The 15,507-nt window shown below is 68.3% G+C and carries 16 protein-coding genes; 13 read left to right on the top strand and 3 right to left on the bottom strand.

The window, feature by feature from the left end:
- The first annotated feature begins 3 nt into the window (after positions 1–3).
- The 4 genes from gpmA to ACAM51_RS07745 all read left to right on the top strand — a co-directional run bounded on the left by gpmA (position 4) and on the right by ACAM51_RS07745 (position 3,712).
- A complete protein-coding gene (gpmA, locus tag ACAM51_RS07760; RefSeq protein ID WP_218295914.1) occupies positions 4–747 on the top strand; it encodes a 2,3-diphosphoglycerate-dependent phosphoglycerate mutase in 744 nt (247 codons plus the stop codon).
- Positions 748–869: 122 nt separating this feature from the next.
- Positions 870–2,306: a S41 family peptidase gene (locus ACAM51_RS07755; RefSeq protein WP_218295913.1), complete on the top strand. Its 1,437-nt coding sequence runs from the start codon at positions 870–872 to the stop codon at positions 2,304–2,306.
- A 119-nt stretch (positions 2,307–2,425) separates the two neighbouring features.
- The gene (locus ACAM51_RS07750; protein WP_369643180.1) at positions 2,426–3,175 is read left to right on the top strand and encodes a ThiF family adenylyltransferase; all 750 of its coding nucleotides are present in this window, start codon (positions 2,426–2,428) and stop codon (positions 3,173–3,175) included.
- Positions 3,176–3,289: 114 nt separating this feature from the next.
- The gene (locus tag ACAM51_RS07745; RefSeq protein ID WP_218295911.1) at positions 3,290–3,712 is read left to right on the top strand and encodes a response regulator; all 423 of its coding nucleotides are present in this window, start codon (positions 3,290–3,292) and stop codon (positions 3,710–3,712) included.
- A 103-nt stretch (positions 3,713–3,815) separates the two neighbouring features.
- On the opposite strand, the gene ACAM51_RS07740 is transcribed toward ACAM51_RS07745, so the two are convergent.
- Positions 3,816–4,448 (bottom strand): response regulator transcription factor, encoded by a 633-nt coding sequence (locus ACAM51_RS07740; protein WP_100409415.1) that lies wholly within the window; start codon positions 4,446–4,448, stop codon positions 3,816–3,818.
- Between the two features lie 128 nt (positions 4,449–4,576).
- Here ACAM51_RS07740 and ACAM51_RS07735 point away from each other — a divergent pair, with 128 nt between their 5' ends.
- From ACAM51_RS07735 to ACAM51_RS07710, 6 genes are all read left to right on the top strand, one after another.
- The gene (locus ACAM51_RS07735; RefSeq protein ID WP_218295910.1) at positions 4,577–5,980 is read left to right on the top strand and encodes a CHASE3 domain-containing protein; all 1,404 of its coding nucleotides are present in this window, start codon (positions 4,577–4,579) and stop codon (positions 5,978–5,980) included.
- A 369-nt stretch (positions 5,981–6,349) separates the two neighbouring features.
- Positions 6,350–6,514 carry a DUF1328 domain-containing protein gene (locus ACAM51_RS07730; RefSeq protein WP_010463174.1) on the top strand — a complete coding sequence of 55 codons (165 nt, stop codon included), beginning with the start codon at positions 6,350–6,352 and terminating at the stop codon, positions 6,512–6,514.
- Positions 6,515–6,569: 55 nt separating this feature from the next.
- On the top strand, positions 6,570–6,965 hold the full coding sequence (locus ACAM51_RS07725; protein WP_218295909.1) for a hypothetical protein: 396 nt from the start codon (positions 6,570–6,572) through the stop codon (positions 6,963–6,965).
- A 195-nt stretch (positions 6,966–7,160) separates the two neighbouring features.
- Positions 7,161–7,478, top strand: coding sequence for a BON domain-containing protein (locus tag ACAM51_RS07720; RefSeq protein ID WP_218295908.1), 318 nt, complete (start codon positions 7,161–7,163; stop codon positions 7,476–7,478).
- Between the two features lie 201 nt (positions 7,479–7,679).
- Complete coding sequence (locus ACAM51_RS07715) at positions 7,680–8,795, top strand: putative zinc-binding metallopeptidase (protein WP_218295907.1); 1,116 nt, start codon at positions 7,680–7,682, stop codon at positions 8,793–8,795.
- A 92-nt stretch (positions 8,796–8,887) separates the two neighbouring features.
- Positions 8,888–9,634, top strand: a complete 747-nt coding sequence (locus ACAM51_RS07710; protein WP_369643179.1) for an alpha/beta fold hydrolase — start codon at positions 8,888–8,890, stop codon at positions 9,632–9,634.
- A gap of 66 nt (positions 9,635–9,700) precedes the next feature.
- Here the strand turns inward: ACAM51_RS07710 and panC are convergent, their stop codons facing one another.
- A complete protein-coding gene (panC, locus tag ACAM51_RS07705) occupies positions 9,701–10,546 on the bottom strand; it encodes a pantoate--beta-alanine ligase (protein WP_369643178.1) in 846 nt (281 codons plus the stop codon).
- 39 nt (positions 10,547–10,585) lie between these two features.
- Positions 10,586–11,467, bottom strand: coding sequence for a 3-methyl-2-oxobutanoate hydroxymethyltransferase (gene panB / locus ACAM51_RS07700; RefSeq protein ID WP_218295904.1), 882 nt, complete (start codon positions 11,465–11,467; stop codon positions 10,586–10,588).
- A gap of 131 nt (positions 11,468–11,598) precedes the next feature.
- On the opposite strand from panB, the gene nadC reads away from it, so the two are divergent.
- From nadC to ACAM51_RS07685, 3 genes are all read left to right on the top strand, one after another.
- The gene (nadC, locus tag ACAM51_RS07695; RefSeq protein WP_255591029.1) at positions 11,599–12,468 is read left to right on the top strand and encodes a carboxylating nicotinate-nucleotide diphosphorylase; all 870 of its coding nucleotides are present in this window, start codon (positions 11,599–11,601) and stop codon (positions 12,466–12,468) included.
- Positions 12,465–13,601 (top strand): quinolinate synthase NadA, encoded by a 1,137-nt coding sequence (gene nadA / locus ACAM51_RS07690; RefSeq protein ID WP_369643177.1) that lies wholly within the window; start codon positions 12,465–12,467, stop codon positions 13,599–13,601. Before nadC ends, nadA begins: the two co-directional genes overlap by 4 nt.
- A 76-nt stretch (positions 13,602–13,677) precedes the next feature.
- Positions 13,678–15,489: a chorismate-binding protein gene (locus tag ACAM51_RS07685; RefSeq protein ID WP_369643176.1), complete on the top strand. Its 1,812-nt coding sequence runs from the start codon at positions 13,678–13,680 to the stop codon at positions 15,487–15,489.
- The last annotated feature ends 18 nt before the right edge of the window (positions 15,490–15,507 follow it).

Genomic DNA, 15,507 nt, shown 5'->3' with positions numbered 1-15,507 from the left:
ACCATGTACAAACTCGTCCTGATCCGCCACGGCGAATCCACCTGGAACCTTGAAAACCGCTTTACCGGCTGGACCGATGTCGACCTCACGCCCACGGGAGTTTCCCAGGCCATGTCCGCCGGCAAGCTGCTCAAGGCCGAGGGCTACGAGTTCGATCTGGCCTTCACCAGCGTGCTCAAGCGTGCCATCCACACCCTCTGGTACACGCTGGACGAGATGGACTGCACCTGGCTGCCGGTCGTCAAGGACTGGCGCCTGAACGAGCGCCACTACGGCGCTCTGCAGGGCCTGAACAAGGCCGACATGGCCAAGCAGTATGGCGACGAGCAGGTGCTGGTCTGGCGCCGCAGCTACGACACGCCCCCGCCGGCCCTGGAGGCCACGGACCCCCGCAGCGAGCGTGGCGACCGCCGCTACGCCGCGCTGGCCGAGGGCAGCGTGCCACTGACGGAATGCCTCAAGGACACCGTGGCGCGCGTGCTGCCCTTCTGGAACGACGCGATGGCGCCGGCCATCCGCTCGGGCAAGCGCGTGGTGCTGGCCGCGCACGGCAACTCCATCCGGGCGCTCGTCAAGTACCTCGACGGCATCTCCGAGTCCGACATCGTCGGCCTGAACATTCCCAACGGGATTCCACTGGTATATGAACTCGACGCCGACCTGAAACCCATCCGCCACTACTATCTGGGTGACGCGGAAGCGGCCGCCAGGGCCGCGGCCGCCGTGGCATCGCAGGGCAAGGCGTAAAGCTCGCGTAAAGACGGGGAAAACCCGCCATCTTCTCCTGCCAAAGTGAGTGCCCGTGCGGAACCGCGGCGGGTTCGGCCCTTCCAAGGTGTATATTGATTCGAAGCGGTAAAAGGTGTTGTATGGGCCACAAACTTAAAATTGCAGGATGGGTGTCGGTGGGGGTGGTGGCCGGAGCGCTCACCACGGTGTCCCTGCAGACGGTGGCGCGCGGCGCCATGACGCCACTGCCCCTGGAGGAAATCCAGCAGCTGTCGGCGGTGTTCGGCCTGGTGAAGACCGACTATGTCGAGCCGGTGGACGACAAGAAGCTCATCACCGACGCCATCTCGGGCATGGTCGCCAGCCTGGATCCGCACTCCCAGTATTTCGACAAGAAGTCCTTCAAGGAATTCCGCGAGGGCACGTCGGGCCGCTTCGTGGGCGTGGGCATCGAGATCACCCAGGAAGACGGGCTCATCAAGGTCGTCTCGCCCATCGAGGGGTCCCCGGCGTTTCGCGCCGGCCTCAAGACCAACGACCTGATCACCAAGATCGACGAAACGGCGGTCAAGGGGCTGTCGCTCAACGACGCCGTCAAGCGCATGCGCGGCGAGCCCAACACCAAGGTCACGCTCACCATCTTCCGCAAGGACGAGAACCGCTCGTTCCCGGTGACGATCACGCGCGAAGAGATCAAGACCCAGTCCGTCAAGGGCAAGGTGGTGGAGCCCGGATACGCCTGGATCCGCCTGTCGCAGTTCCAGGAGCGCACGGTCGATGACTTCGTGCGCAAGGTGGAGGAGGTCTACAAGCAGGACCCCAACCTCAAGGGCCTGGTGCTGGACCTGCGCAACGATCCCGGTGGCCTGCTGGACGCGGCCGTGGCCGTCTCGGCGGCGTTTTTGCCGGAGAACGTCACGGTGGTCACGACCAACGGCCAGCTGGCGGACAGCAAGGCGACCTACAAGGCATCGCCGGACTACTACCAGCGCCGTGGCGGCGGCGACCCGCTGCGCCGCCTTCCCCCGGCCCTCAAGTCCGTGCCCCTGGTGGTGCTGGTGAACGAAGGCTCGGCATCGGCCAGCGAGATCGTGGCCGGCGCGCTGCAGGACCACAAGCGCGCCACCATCATGGGCAGCCAGACGTTCGGCAAGGGGTCGGTGCAGACGGTGCGTCCCCTGGGGCCTGATACCGGCATCAAGCTGACCACGGCACGCTACTACACGCCGAGCGGCAAATCGATCCAGGCCAAGGGCATCGTGCCCGACGTGATGATCGACGAGTCCGAGGAGGGCAACATCTTTGCGGCCCTGCGCATGCGCGAGGCCGACCTCGACAAGCACCTGGGCAGCGGCCAGGGCGAGGAAAAGAAGGACGAGGCCCGTGAAAAGGCCCGCGAGGATGCGCGCAAGCGCATGGAGGACGAGGCCAAGAAGCCCGCTTCCGACCGCAAGGCGCCCGAATTCGGTTCGGACAAGGACTTCCAGCTGGTGCAGGCGCTGAACCAGCTCAAGGGCCGCTCCGTGCTGGTCAGCAAGACCTTGACGGAACGCAAGGAAGAAAAGAAAGAGAATTGAGCTTTCTTTCGCTCGTGGTCTGATCGGCTCCAAGCCGGATTCCAGCGGAATCCGGCTTTTCCTTTTGTGCCTTTGACTTTGCCCTTGGCTGTGTTCACTTTTCTGCTTGGGATTCCTTCATGACCGACGACCAGCTCCTGCGGTACTCGCGCCACATCCTGCTCGATGAGATGGGCATCGAAGGGCAGGAGCGGGTGCTGGCGGCGCATGCCCTCATCATCGGCGCGGGCGGCCTGGGTTCGCCCGCCGCGCTGTACCTTGCCTCCGCTGGCGTCGGGCACATCACGCTGGTGGACGACGATGTGGTCGACCTCACCAACCTGCAGCGGCAGATCGCCCACACCACGGCGCGGGTCGGGCAGCCCAAGGTGGCCTCCGCGGCCGCCGCCATGGCTGCCATCAACCCCGGGGTACGGGTCACGGCGCTCCAGGCGCGGGCCGATGCCGGCGTGCTCGATGCGCTCGTGCGCGAAGCCACCGTGGTGCTCGATTGCAGCGACAACTACGCCACGCGCCACGCCATCAACGCGGCGTGCGTCGCCCATGACAAGCCGCTGGTCGCGGGGGCGGTGATCCGGTTCGACGGGCAGATCACGGTGGTCGATCCACGTGCCGCGCAATCCCCCTGCTATGCCTGCATCTTCCCCCCGGAGGCCGAATTCGAGGAGGTGGCCTGTTCGACCATGGGCGTGTTCGCTCCGCTGGTGGGGGTGGTCGGGGCGATGCAGGCGGCGGAGGCGCTCAAGCTGCTGGCCGGCATCGGCACTTCGCTGGCTGGCCGCCTGCTCATGCTGGACGGCCGGTCCATGGAGTGGAGCACCATGCATGTAGGGCGCGCACCCGGCTGCCCCGTGTGTGTTGTGCGGTAGGATTCCTCCTACAACCGCCGCGTGTGGCGGCTGGCAGAATCACGGCATCACAGCATCTAAATTCGAGGCTCGATCAGCGCAACTGTGCACCGGTCGCGAAACTGGACCCCTTCCGTGAAACTCCGCACCTATATCGTTGAAGACAACGCGACCATCCGTGAGAACCTGATTGGTACTCTCGAAGAGTTGGCGTCCGTAGAGGCGGTAGGAGTGGCGGAGACGGAAGACGAAGGCAAGAGCTGGCTGGCCGCGAACAGCGGGCAGTGGGACCTGGCCATCGTGGACCTGTTCCTGCGCCAGGGCAGCGGCCTGGGGGTGCTGGCGGCCTGCCGCGACCGCAAGCCTGGCCAGAAGATGGTGGTGCTCAGCAACTATGCGACACCCGACGTGCGCATGCGCTGTGCGCAGCTGGGCGTGGACGCGGTGTTCGACAAATCCAATGAAATCGACGCGCTGGTGGACTACTGCATCCAGCACAGCGGCCCCGTGCCCCTGGATTCCAACCCCCCCATGCCGGCATCTGGCCAAGCTGCGTGAACCCGCCGCGGCGGGGCTGCACGCCGGGTCCAGGCTTCACACCTGAACCTCCATGCCCCGCCGGACCCGAATCATGACCCCGGACTGAGGCCACTGTTCCATGTCAGTCAATCAGGCGGTTCTTGAGCGCGTAGTAGGTCAGATCGCTGTTGGAGGACAGGCTCATCTTTTCCATCAGACGCGTCCGGTAGGTGCTCACCGTCTTGACGCTCAACGACAAGGCCTTGGCGATGTCGCCCGCCGTCTCGCCCTTGGCAAGCTTGAGGAACACCTGGAACTCGCGCTCCGACAGCTGCTCGTGCGGCGGGGCGTCGTCCTTGCGGTTGAGCTGCTGGGCCAGCAGTTCGGCCACGGCGGGCGTGAGGTAGCGCCGGCCCAGCGCGATGGTGCGGATCGCTTCCACGATTTCCGAGGGCTCGCATTCCTTGTTCAGGTAGCCGCTCGCGCCCTGGCGGATCAGGTTGATCGCGTAGTGTTCTTCGGGATAGCCGCTCAGGATCAGGATGCCCATGTCCGGCGCCTTGGCGCGCAGCATGGCCAGCGCATCCAGCCCGCTCTGGCCGGGCATCGACAGGTCCATCAGCAGCACGTCGATTTCCTTGTTGCGCACGAGGTCGATGGCTTCGCGGCCGTTGGCGGCCTCGCCCTCCACCCGCAGATCCACGTGCTCCGACAGAAATTGCCGCAGCCCGGAACGAACAATCGCGTGGTCATCCACAATGCCAATCTTGATCATCGATCTTTCTTTCGCAGGGCGGTGGTGCCGCGCCTGATGTTTGTTGGTTGCACAGGTTCTTCGGCATGCCACACCCTGATGGGGTGTGGCGGCGGCCGGGTCCTCAGACATTATCCAGAATACCGCGTATGAGCCTCAAAGAAAACACCCGCATCTGGCTTCCCAAGGTTCGCAAGATGGCGTTGAGCCTGCCGATGGCGCTGCTGGCGGCCATGGTGCTGGTGGGGATCAATGAAACGGGGCACATGCGTTCGCAGGATGCGGTCGAGCAGATGACGCACGGCCAGAACACGCGCAAGGCCGTCAATACCCTGCTGCAGAGCATGCTGGACGCGGAGACAGGCCAGCGCGGCTACCTGCTCACCGGCAACGAGACCTACCTGGAGCCCTACGACAAGGCCGTGGCCAGCGTGCAGACCAATCTGGACGGGTTGCGCGAACTGTTCATGGATGCCCCCGACGACATGCAGGAGTTCGCACTGCTGTCGCGGCAGATCTCCCGCAAGCTGGCGGAGATGGAGCTGAGCCTGCGCCTGCGCCGGCAGGGCAATGAGGACGCCTGGAAATTCATCCTGCACACCGACGTGGGCAAGGAGCACATGGAGGCGATCCGCAAGCATGCGCTGGAGCTGATCGCGCGCAGCGACCGGCATGTCAAGCAGGGCCAGGAGCAGATCGAGCAATCGCTCATGCTGTCGCGCATCGGCATCGCCACGGTCACCGTCATCGGGCTGCTCGCGTTCTACATGTACCTGCGCCAGGCGCAAGCGCTGCAGGTGGTCAACCTGCGCGAGCAGGCCCTGCTCGAGCGCGAGCGGGATCGCCTGGAGGGACTCGTGAGGGACCGCACCGCAACGCTTTCCGAACTGGCCAACCACCTGCAGCAGGTGCGCGAAGAGGAGCGCGGGCACCTCGCGCGCGAGCTGCACGATGAACTCGGCGCGCTGCTCACGGCGGCCAAGCTGGACGTCGCGCGGCTCAAGTCCAAGATCGATGCCACCGTGCCCGAGGTGGCGGAGCGGCTCAAGCACCTGACCGAAACGCTCAACAGCGGCATCGCGCTCAAGCGGCGCATCATCGAGGACCTGCGGCCTTCATCGCTCTCCAACCTCGGGCTGACCGCGGCCATTGAAATCCTCACGCGCGAATATGCCGAGCGCGCCGGCATCGAGGTGGAGACCAGCCTGGAGGCGGTGCAGTTGCCCGATGCCTCGCAGCTCACGGTGTATCGCATGGTCCAGGAGGCCCTGACCAACATCGGAAAGTACGCGAAGGCCAGCAAGATCCTGGTGTCGGTGCATGGCTATCCCACCCATGTGGCGGTGCAGGTGCGTGACGACGGGGTCGGCTTCGACCCGGCGACGGTGCGCCCCACGTCGCATGGCCTGTCCGGCATGCGCCACCGCGTGGAGTCCGCGGGCGGCCGGCTGTCGATCACCTCGCGCGCGGGCAGCGGCACCCTGGTCTCCGCGGTGCTGCCGCTGCAGCACCGCTCCGCTGACGCGCCCAAGCCCCCCGCCCTGGACGTGTGACGCCTCCGCAGCGCGGTGCATCCGCGGGGGCGCGGTGCCCTCGCCAGGCCTTCTTCCAGCACTTCTTCCATCCGATTGGCCTCGCGCACGCGGCACCGCCGACGTGCCCCGCCTCTCGGGGCCTCTAGCCCTTTTCGTTTTTTGCATCCGCTGCCCGGGCGTGCCCAGGCGGGGGATGCGCGCTGCATTGCCACCCGTGCGCGGGCGGCAGGGCTTCGTCCTACAGCGGGCGCGCTGCACCGCCGACAGGCCCGCGCGCCAGGGACCGGCATCTTTGAAGCGGCAGGCTTCCTACAGTGGACCCCAGGCGCTGAATTTCTTGTGCCCTGACCCGCCGGCACACACCGGCCCCTACAAAAGGAGAAGGAAATGTTGCATTACGCAGTTGTTTTTCTGGTGATCGCGTTGATTGCAGCCCTTTTCGGCTTTGGCGGCATTGCTGCCGGGGCCGTGGGCATCGCCAAGATTCTGTTCTTTGTCTTCGTGATCATGGCTGTCGTGACCTTTGTCCTGGGGCTGCTCAAGAAGGGCTGATGCCCGTTGCCGTGAAACCAGCCATCCCCGCATACACCATCCAAGGAGTTCCCCAATGAGTATCCAGACCGCCACCGACAAAGTTGCCAGCAGCGCCCGCCATATCGCCGACGATGTGCTGCAGAGTGCGCAAGACGCCGTACAGTCCACGCGCAATGCCGCCAACAACTCCCTGGAAAAAGCCGAAGAGGGCGTGCGCAACCTGCGCAGCCAGGCCGACCCGGTCATTGACGACCTCGCGGCCCGCGCCCAGGAACTCGCGGCACGCAGCATCGACTATTGCGCCGAAACGAGCGCGCGGGCCCGCCGCCAGATGCAGCAGGCCGCGGAGGCCACCAACAAGTACGTGGCCGAGCAGCCCGGCAAGTCGCTGGTGATCGCCGCCGCCTCGGGCGCCGCGCTGGCCACGCTGGTGCTGTGGATGTCGCGCCGCCGGCACGCCGCATACTGACCTGTCAGCCCGGCTTGCAGGTCGGCCGTTGAAGGGTGACACTTTGTCCCCACCGCGGCCGCCCCGCCAGCATCATCCATCAGGCACCAGAAATCGAACCGTACAGTCCGCCGGTCGCGGAGGGTGCAACAGACCGGCAGATTGCAATTTTCCAGCACCCGCGTTCCCAAACCATTCTTCTAGAAGGACAACACCATGAAATACGCACGTGCCCTCGCTTTTGCCGCAGTCGCCGGCATCACCATCGTCACGGCCACCGGCTGTTCGGTGGCCCGCAACCAGCAGACCATGGGCTCCTATGTCGATGATGCCGGTATCACCACCGCCGTGAAGGCCAAGATGGCGGAGGACAAATCCGTCTCCGCCACCTCCATCAGCGTGGAAACGCTGAACGGCACGGTACAGCTGTCGGGCTTTGCCAAGTCGCAGACCGAGAAGAACCAGGCCGAGGCCATCGCGCGCAACACCAAGCATGTGCGCGAAGTGCGCAACAGCATTGTCGTGCGCCCCTGATCGTTGAACGGACGGCATGAACCGGGGCAGGCGGCTCGCGCCACCTGCCGGCCGGGGCCAGGGAGCAGGTTCCAGGAATGACCTGGAACCTGCTCTTTTTCATTGGGAATCCCGATCCGGGCCCGGCGCCGCCTGCGGCGCGCGGCGAACCTGGCGGCCATGCCCCCACACGGACGCCCTACTGGGTATAAGCTCGGCACCATGCGCGTATTCAATTGCGACCATTGCGGTCACCTGGTGTTTTTTGACAGCGTGCAATGCCTGCACTGCGGCAGCACGCTGGCATTCCTGCCAGACCAGCTCGCCATGGCCGCCCTGGCGCCCGCGCCGCAGGACGGCCCGGGCCTGTGGCGCCGCATGGGCGAGCGCGGCACCGCGAACTACAGCGGGCGGCTGTACCGCATGTGCCACAACCACACGGAGTACCAGGCGTGCAACTTCGCGGTGCCCGCCAACGACTATGCCGACCTGTGCGCCTCGTGCCGCCAGACGCGCATCCTTCCCGACCTCTCGGAAGCCGCCAACCTGGGGCGCTGGAAGCAGATCGAGGCGGCCAAGCGCCAGCTGTTCTACACGCTGGCGCGCCTGGGGCTGGAACCCGTCCCCGGCCGGTACGGACCGGTCTTCGAATTCCTGGCCGACCTGCCCGGCGGCCCCGCGATCCTCACCGGCCATCTGGGCGGCACCATCACGCTCAACGTGGCCGAGGCGGACGACGACGAGCGTGCCCGCCGCCGCATCGCCCTGGGCGAGCCCTACCGCACGCTGATTGGCCACCTGCGGCATGAATCCGGCCATTTCTACTGGGACCAGTTGGTGCGCGACGGCGGCCGCATCGACGCCTTCCGCAACGTATTTGGCGACGAGCGGCAGGACTACGCCGCCGCGCTGGACGCGCACTACGCCCGGGGCAACGAGCTGGGCGACTGGGCCGCGCGCCATGTGAGCGCCTATGCCGCGGCCCATCCGTGGGAGGACTGGGCCGAAACCTGGGCCCACTACCTGCACATGATCGACCTGCTGGAGACGGCGGCCAGCTACCAGGCGGGCGTGACGGTGCCCGACCCGCATGCCGCCATCCGCCACCATGTCACCGACCCCTTTGCCACGCCGCGCCCCGCGTTCCAGGACATGGTGCGCCAGTGGGTGCCGCTGACCCTCATGCTCAACAGCCTGAACCGCAGCCTGGGCCAGCACGATGCCTACCCGTTCGCGCTGTCCTCCGGCGCCATGGTCAAGCTGCGTTTCGTGCACGATCTGGTGCAGGCGCAGGCCCCCCAGGGCGGCGTGCAGGCGGTGCCGTCCGAGGCGCTGTAAGCCCGCCGCGCAGCCGGTCCTGGCGTCCGCGCGGCCTCCCCGGCAGCGCCGCGGCCTGCACGCCCGCGTGTTTCTTGCGACACTCCGGGGCCATGAACAACACCCCCTTGCATGCCGTCGACCCTCCCCAGCTCGTTCTGATACCCGGCCTGGCCGGTGATGCCACCATGTGGCAGGCCCAGCTGCCGGCCCTGCCGGCCGCGCTGCGCCCCGTGGTGGCCACGGCCCACGCGCGGCCCGACGCGCAGCGCATTGAAGACATGGCCGCGCTGGTGCTGGCCGAGCATCCCGGGGCCTTGCTGCTGTGCGGCGCCTCGATGGGCGGGATGATCGCCATGGAGGCCGCGCGCCAGGCGCCCGGGCGCGTGGCCGGCCTGGCGCTGCTGGGCACCACGGCCCGGCCGGAGACGCCCGACATGCGCGCGCTGCGCGAAGCCGCGATGGAACTGTTCGCCCAGGGCCGCTTGCGCGAGGTGATCGAGCCCAATGTGGCGTTTGCCTTTCACCCCGCCAATGCGGCACGGCCCGCGCTGGTGCAGGCCTACCTCGACTTCGTGCTGCGCGCCGGCGCGCAGCAGCTGGTGCGGCAGAACCGCGCGGTCATCCACCGGCCCGATGCCCGGCTGCACCTGCCGCGCGTGGCCTGCCCCACGCTGGTGGCGTGTGGCGCCGCCGACCAGCTCACACCGCCCGAATGCTCCGAGGAGATCGCGGCGCTCATCCCTGGCGCCCACCATGCCGTGCTGGCCGAATGCGGCCACATGCTCACCATGGAGCAGCCCGAGGCCGTCAACCGCCTGCTGCTGGAATGGATCGCGCGGGGTGGTTGGGGGCATTGATTTCTCATGAAATTGGCCTCTGGCGCTTGATGGGAAAGCGCTGGTTGCTATGAATTCAGGAGCTAATCAGAACTCCAGGTTGTCGATGAGCCGCGTGCCGCCCAGGCGCGCCGCCCCCAGGGCGACAAGCATGCCCGGCCCGTCCTGCGCCGTGGGCGGCTGCAGGTCGGCGCGGCGGCGCACGGTGAGGTAGTCGGGCTGCCAGCCGCGTGCGCGCAGGGCATCGACGGCCTGTTGCTCCAGCGCCGCGCCTGCGGCTGGCGGCCGGGCAGTCCATTGCCCCGCCAGCTGCCGGAGCGCCTGCGGCAGGGCCACGGCCTCCTGGCGTTCCTCGCGGCCGAGGTAGCCGTTGCGCGAACTCAGCGCCAGCCCATCCGCCGCGCGGCAGGTCTCGCCCGCCACGATGTCGATGGGCAATGCGAACTGCCGCACCATTTGGCGGATCACCATGAGCTGCTGGTAGTCCTTCTTGCCAAACACCGCCGTGCCGCCGCTCTGGCCCAGCACGCAGGCGAACAGCTTCATCACCACCGTGCCCACGCCCACGAAGAAGCCGGGGCGGAACTGGCCTTCGAGCATGTCGGCCAATGCGGGATCGGGGTGCACCTTGAAGGTCTGGGGCTCGGGGTACAGGTCGGCCTCGCGCGGGGCGAACAGCACGTCGCAGCCCGCGGCCCGCAGTTGCGCGCAGTCGGCCTCCCAGGTGCGGGGGTAGCTGTCGAAGTCCTCGTGCGGCAGGAACTGCAGGCGGTTCACGAAGATGCTGGCCACGGTCACGTCGCCCAGGGGCCGGGCCTGGCGCACCAGGGCGATGTGCCCGTCGTGCAGGTTGCCCATGGTGGGCACGAAGGCGGGGTGGCAGCGGGCGGCGAGGGCCTGGCGCAGGTCGGCGATGGAGTGGGCGATCAGCATGGGGCGGGAGTGCGTCTGTTGAAAAATCCGGGGGGTCGCTTACCAGGCGTGTACCGCGTTGTCCGGGAAACGCCCCTGCTTGACGGCCTGCACATACGCCTCCATGGCGCCGCGCACGCTGCCCGCGTCCGACATGAAGTTGTGCACGAACTTCGGCATTTTTCCGAGGTTCATGCCCAGCATGTCGTGCAACACCAGCACCTGGCCGGCCGTGCCGTTGCCCGCGCCGATGCCGATGGTGTGGCAGCGCGGCAGCTCGGCCGTGAGGGCCGCGGCCAGCGCGGCGGGCACCATCTCCAGCACCAGCATGGCGGCGCCTGCGTCCTGCAGTTCGTGTGCTTCTTGGCGCAGCGTGCGGGCGTCGTCGTCGGTTTTGCCCTGCACGCGGTAGCCGCCCAGGGCATGCACGGTCTGCGGCGTGAGGCCCAGGTGGGCGCACACCGGCACGCCGCGCTGCACCAGGAACTCCACCGTGGGCGCGGTCCAGCCCCCGCCTTCGAGCTTGACCATGTGCGCACCCGCCTGCATCAGCACGCAGGCGCTGCGCAGGGCCTGCTCGCGGCTCTCGGCATAGGTGCCATACGGCAGGTCGGCCACCAGCCAGGCCGTGCCCTGCACGCGGTGCAGGCCGCGCGCCACGCTGGCCGTGTGGTAGGCCATGGTGTCCAGGCCCACGCCCACCGTGCTGGGCAGGCCCTGGCACACCATGCCCAGCGAGTCGCCCACCAGGATGCATTCCACCCCCGCCGCATCGGCCACGGCCGCGAAGGTGGCGTCATAGGCGGTCAGCATCGTGATCTTCTCGCCCGCCGCGCGCATCTGCGCCAGGCGCGGCAGGCTCACGGGGCGGCGCTGGGGCAGGGGCGATGCGGGCGGCAGGGTACCGTAGGGCGTGGCGGAAACGGTGCTGGTGGCAGTCATGGGGCTTGCATGGGCAAAAATTGCCGCGAGTCTATGCGACCAATAATGGGTGTACTTATTGGTTGCCGGCGCGGTGGGAAACGGGCTGCGCTGGCGCAGTGGCCTTTGGGTTCCCGGTATGCTCCCGCCCCATGACGCTTTCGAACCAACAGTCCATGGACCATGATGTGGCGGCCCTGGCCCAGGCCGATGTGGCCCGCGCCCTGGCGGAAGACGTGGGCGCAGGTGACCTGACCGCCGGCCTGATCGACCCCGCCCGCCGCGCCCGCGCGCGCATCCTGGCGCGCGAGTCCGCCGTGATCTGCGGCGCGCCCTGGGCCGAAGCCGCCTTGCGCGCGCTCGACCCCACCATGGGGATCATCTGGCATGTGGCCGAGGGCCAGCGCTGCGCGCCCGACCAGGTGGTGCTGGAACTCACGGGCAATGCCCGCGCGCTGCTCAGCGCCGAGCGCACGGCGCTCAACTTTCTGCAGCTACTGTCGGCCGTGGCCACCAAGACCCGCACCTATGTGGACGTGGTGGCCGGCACGCGCGCCCAGATCGTGGACACGCGCAAGACCCTCCCCGGCCTGCGCCTGGCACAGAAGTACGCTGTGCGCGTGGGCGGTGGCACCAACCACCGCATCGGCCTGCACGACGCGGTGCTCATCAAGGAAAACCACATCGCCGCCGCCGGTGGCGTGACCGCCGTGCTGAAAGCCGCGCAGGCTGTGGCCGCGCAAGCCACGTTCATCGAGATCGAAGTGGAAACGCTGGCGCAGCTGGCCGAGGCGCTGGAAGCCGGCGCCAGGATGGTGCTGCTCGACAACATGCCCCTGCCCACGCTGCGCGAGGCCGTGCGCATCAATGCCGGACGCGCGATTCTGGAAATCTCCGGCGGCGTCACGCTCGATGGCCTGCGCGCGCTGGCAGAGACCGGCGTGGACCGCATCTCCATCGGCACGCTGACCAAGGACGTGAAGGCCACCGATTTTTCGATGCGCCTGCAGGAGCTGTCATGACCACCACCACCGCCGTGCTGAACCGCATCGATGTGGAGTACGAGCAGCCGCTCGGTACCCAGGAGGGCTCCGTCTGCTCCACGAAACACGCCTGGGCCCGCGTGCCGCCCGAGCCCACTGCACCTGAGCGCGCCGCGCTCAAGGAGAGGATCCGCCGCCTGCTCAAGGAGAAGAACGCGGTCATGGTGTCGCACTACTACGTGCACCCCGACCTGCAGGACCTGGCGGAGGAAACCGGTGGCCTGGTGAGCGACTCGCTGGAGATGGCGCGCTTTGGCCGCGACCACGCCGCGCAGACGCTGGTGGTGAGTGGCGTGCGCTTCATGGGCGAGACGGCCAAGATTCTGAGCCCCGAAAAGACGGTGCTCATGCCGGACCTCGATGCGACCTGTTCGCTCGACCTGGGCTGCCCCATCGACGCATTCAGTGCGTTCTGCGATGCCCATCCCGACCGCACCGTGGTGGTCTACGCCAACACCAGCGCGGCCGTGAAGGCGCGCGCCGACTGGCTGGTGACTTCGAGCTGCGCGCTCGACATCGTGGGGGCCCTCAAGGCCGCGGGCCAGAAGATCCTGTGGGCGCCCGATCGCCACCTGGGCGCCTATATCCAGCGCGAGACCGGTGCAGACATGGTGTTCTGGAACGGCGCCTGCATCGTGCACGACGAGTTCAAGGCCTTCGAGCTGGAGTCGCTCAAGAAGGAGCACCCCCGCGCCAAGGTGCTGGTCCACCCGGAGAGCCCTGCGGACGTGATCGCCCTGGCCGATGCGGTGGGCTCCACCAGCGCCATCCTCAAGGCCGCGCGCGAGATGGATGCCACCGAATTCATCGTGGCCACCGACAACGGCATGATGCACAAGCTGCGCACGCTCAACCCCGGCAAGGTGTTCATTGAGGCGCCCACCGCCGGCAACAGCGCCACCTGCAAGAGCTGCGCGCACTGCCCCTGGATGGCGATGAACGGCCTGGCCGACGTGGCGCGGGTGCTGGAGACCGGTGCCAACGCGGTCCATGTGGACCCCGCCCTGATTCCGCGCGCGCGCCAGCCGATTGACCGCATGCTGGCCTTCACCGCCGCGCTCAAGAACGGGCAGCCGGCCAGCGCCCTGGTGCCGCACCTGGGCGCTGCCTGACAGTACCACCCGCAGGGCCGATCTGCTTTGATTTTGATAGCTGTCAGCGCATGAAATACCTGCGCTAGCGCCTGTTTTGACCATCACTTCCCGCATCGACTTCACCCAGCCGCTGGATGCACGCGCCCCGCGCCTGCGCCACGCCTTCGGCACACCCCGCGAGGTGCTCGTGGCCCACGCGCTGCCCCAGGTGCGCGGCGTGCTCGACGCCGTGCACGCCGCTGCGCGGCAGGGCCGCTGGTGCGTGGGCCATGTGCGCTACGAGGCGGCCGCCGCGTTCGATGCGGCCTTGCAGACCCACGCGGCCGACGGACCGCTGGCCTGGTTTGCCGTGCACGACGCGCCGCTGCCCTGGCCCGAAGGCGCGCAGGGCCCCGCGGCGCAGCCTCCTGCGCAGGTGGCATGGACCGGCAGCCCTGACCGCGCCTCGTTCGATGCCGCGCTGGCGCGGATCCAGCAGGCGATCGCGGCGGGCGAGCTGTACCAGGTCAACTACACCGCGCCCCTTCATGGCACGCTTCAGGGGTCGGCGCAGGCACTGTTTGCCGCGCTGTTGCGCGCCCAGCCCGGCGGATATGCGGCGCACATCGACGCGGGGCCCGAGCAGGTGCTGTCGGTGTCGCCCGAGCTGTTCTTCGACTGGCGGGATGCCCCCGATGGTGGAGCCCTCCTGGCCCGGCCCATGAAGGGCACGGCCCCGCGCGGAGCCACCCCCGAAGAGGACGCGGCCCAGGCCGAGCACCTGCGCACGGCGCCCAAGGAGCGGGCCGAGAACGTGATGATCGTGGACCTGCTGCGCAACGACGTGTCGCGCATTGCGCTGCCGCACAGCGTGCGCGTGCCCGCGCTGTTCGCCACCCAGGCCCTGCCCACGGTGTGGCAGATGACCTCGGACGTGACGGCCCGCACGCGGCCCGGCACCACGCTGGCCGATGTGTTTGCGGCGCTGTTCCCGTGCGGCTCGGTCACCGGCGCACCCAAGGTGCGCGCCATGCGGATGATCCGCGCGCTGGAGCCCGCGCCGCGCGGCGTGTACTGCGGCGCGGTGGGCGTGGTGCGCCCGGCCGGCCCGCCCGACGCGCAGGGCCGGCACGCGGTGGCCGCCACGTTCAACGTGCCTATCCGCACCGTGGTGCTGCGCAGCGACGGCGAGGAAGGCCCGGCCGTCCACGCCACCTGCGGCATTGGCAGCGGCATCACCTCGGGCGCGCTGGCCGATGCCGAGTGGAGCGAGTGGCAGCACAAGCGGGCCTTTGCCGAGCGTGCCAGCCAGCCCTTTGACCTGCTTGAAACCCTGGCGCTGGAGGCCGGCGCCTTCCGGCACCTGGCCGACCACCTGGCGCGCCTGGAGAAGACCGCCGCGCACTTTGGCGTGCCCTGGGATGCGAAAGCCGTGTCGCAATGCCTGCGGGCGCTGGCCGCCGCACACGCGGCGGGGGCCTGGCGGGCGCGCCTGCTGCTGGACGCCACCGGCACGCCCCGGGCCGAGGCCTTTGCGCTGCAGCCCACGGCCGCACCCGTGCGCCTGCAGCTGGCCACGCGCCCGCTGGCGGAGGCGCACGGCGAATTCGTGCGCCACAAGACCACGCGCCGCGCGCACTATGCGGCGTTGGCGCCCACCACGCCCGGCGTGTTCGACACGGTGCTGTGGAACACGGCGGGCGAGATCACCGAAAGCACCTTCGGCAACATCGCCGCGCTCATCGACGGGCGGTGGGTGACGCCGCCCCTGTCCTGCGGCCTGCTGCCCGGCGTGGGCCGCGCCGTGGCATTGCGCGAGGGGCGCGTGGTGGAGGCCGTGCTGCGCGTGTCTGACGTGCCCCGGGTGCAGGCCTGGGCCTTCCTCAACAGCCTGCGGGGCTGGCTGCCGGCCACGCTCGAGGGCTGATCGGCGCCGGCGCCCCGC

This window comes from Acidovorax sp. A79, from assembly GCF_041154505.1.
Classification (GTDB): Bacteria; Pseudomonadota; Gammaproteobacteria; order Burkholderiales; family Burkholderiaceae_C; genus Acidovorax.
This window is presented reverse-complemented; position numbering and strand designations above follow the sequence as displayed.

Bases quoted from the DNA above. Each gene is read 5' to 3' on its own strand.
- panC (WP_369643178.1), bottom strand. From the start codon at position 10,546: ATGCTGATCGCCCACTCCATCGCCGACCTGCGCCAGGCCCTCGCCGCC.
- ACAM51_RS07725 (WP_218295909.1), top strand. From the start codon at position 6,570: ATGAGTATCCAGACCGCCACCGACAAAGTTGCCAGCAGCGCCCGCCAT.
- ACAM51_RS07740 (WP_100409415.1), bottom strand. From the start codon at position 4,448: ATGATCAAGATTGGCATTGTGGATGACCACGCGATTGTTCGTTCCGGG.
- ACAM51_RS07730 (WP_010463174.1), top strand. From the start codon at position 6,350: ATGTTGCATTACGCAGTTGTTTTTCTGGTGATCGCGTTGATTGCAGCC.
- panB (WP_218295904.1), bottom strand. From the start codon at position 11,467: ATGACTGCCACCAGCACCGTTTCCGCCACGCCCTACGGTACCCTGCCG.
- nadC (WP_255591029.1), top strand. From the start codon at position 11,599: ATGACGCTTTCGAACCAACAGTCCATGGACCATGATGTGGCGGCCCTG.
- nadA (WP_369643177.1), top strand. From the start codon at position 12,465: ATGACCACCACCACCGCCGTGCTGAACCGCATCGATGTGGAGTACGAG.
- ACAM51_RS07735 (WP_218295910.1), top strand. From the start codon at position 4,577: ATGAGCCTCAAAGAAAACACCCGCATCTGGCTTCCCAAGGTTCGCAAG.
- gpmA (WP_218295914.1), top strand. From the start codon at position 4: ATGTACAAACTCGTCCTGATCCGCCACGGCGAATCCACCTGGAACCTT.
- ACAM51_RS07715 (WP_218295907.1), top strand. From the start codon at position 7,680: ATGCGCGTATTCAATTGCGACCATTGCGGTCACCTGGTGTTTTTTGAC.
- ACAM51_RS07720 (WP_218295908.1), top strand. From the start codon at position 7,161: ATGAAATACGCACGTGCCCTCGCTTTTGCCGCAGTCGCCGGCATCACC.
- ACAM51_RS07755 (WP_218295913.1), top strand. From the start codon at position 870: ATGGGCCACAAACTTAAAATTGCAGGATGGGTGTCGGTGGGGGTGGTG.
- ACAM51_RS07710 (WP_369643179.1), top strand. From the start codon at position 8,888: ATGAACAACACCCCCTTGCATGCCGTCGACCCTCCCCAGCTCGTTCTG.
- ACAM51_RS07750 (WP_369643180.1), top strand. From the start codon at position 2,426: ATGACCGACGACCAGCTCCTGCGGTACTCGCGCCACATCCTGCTCGAT.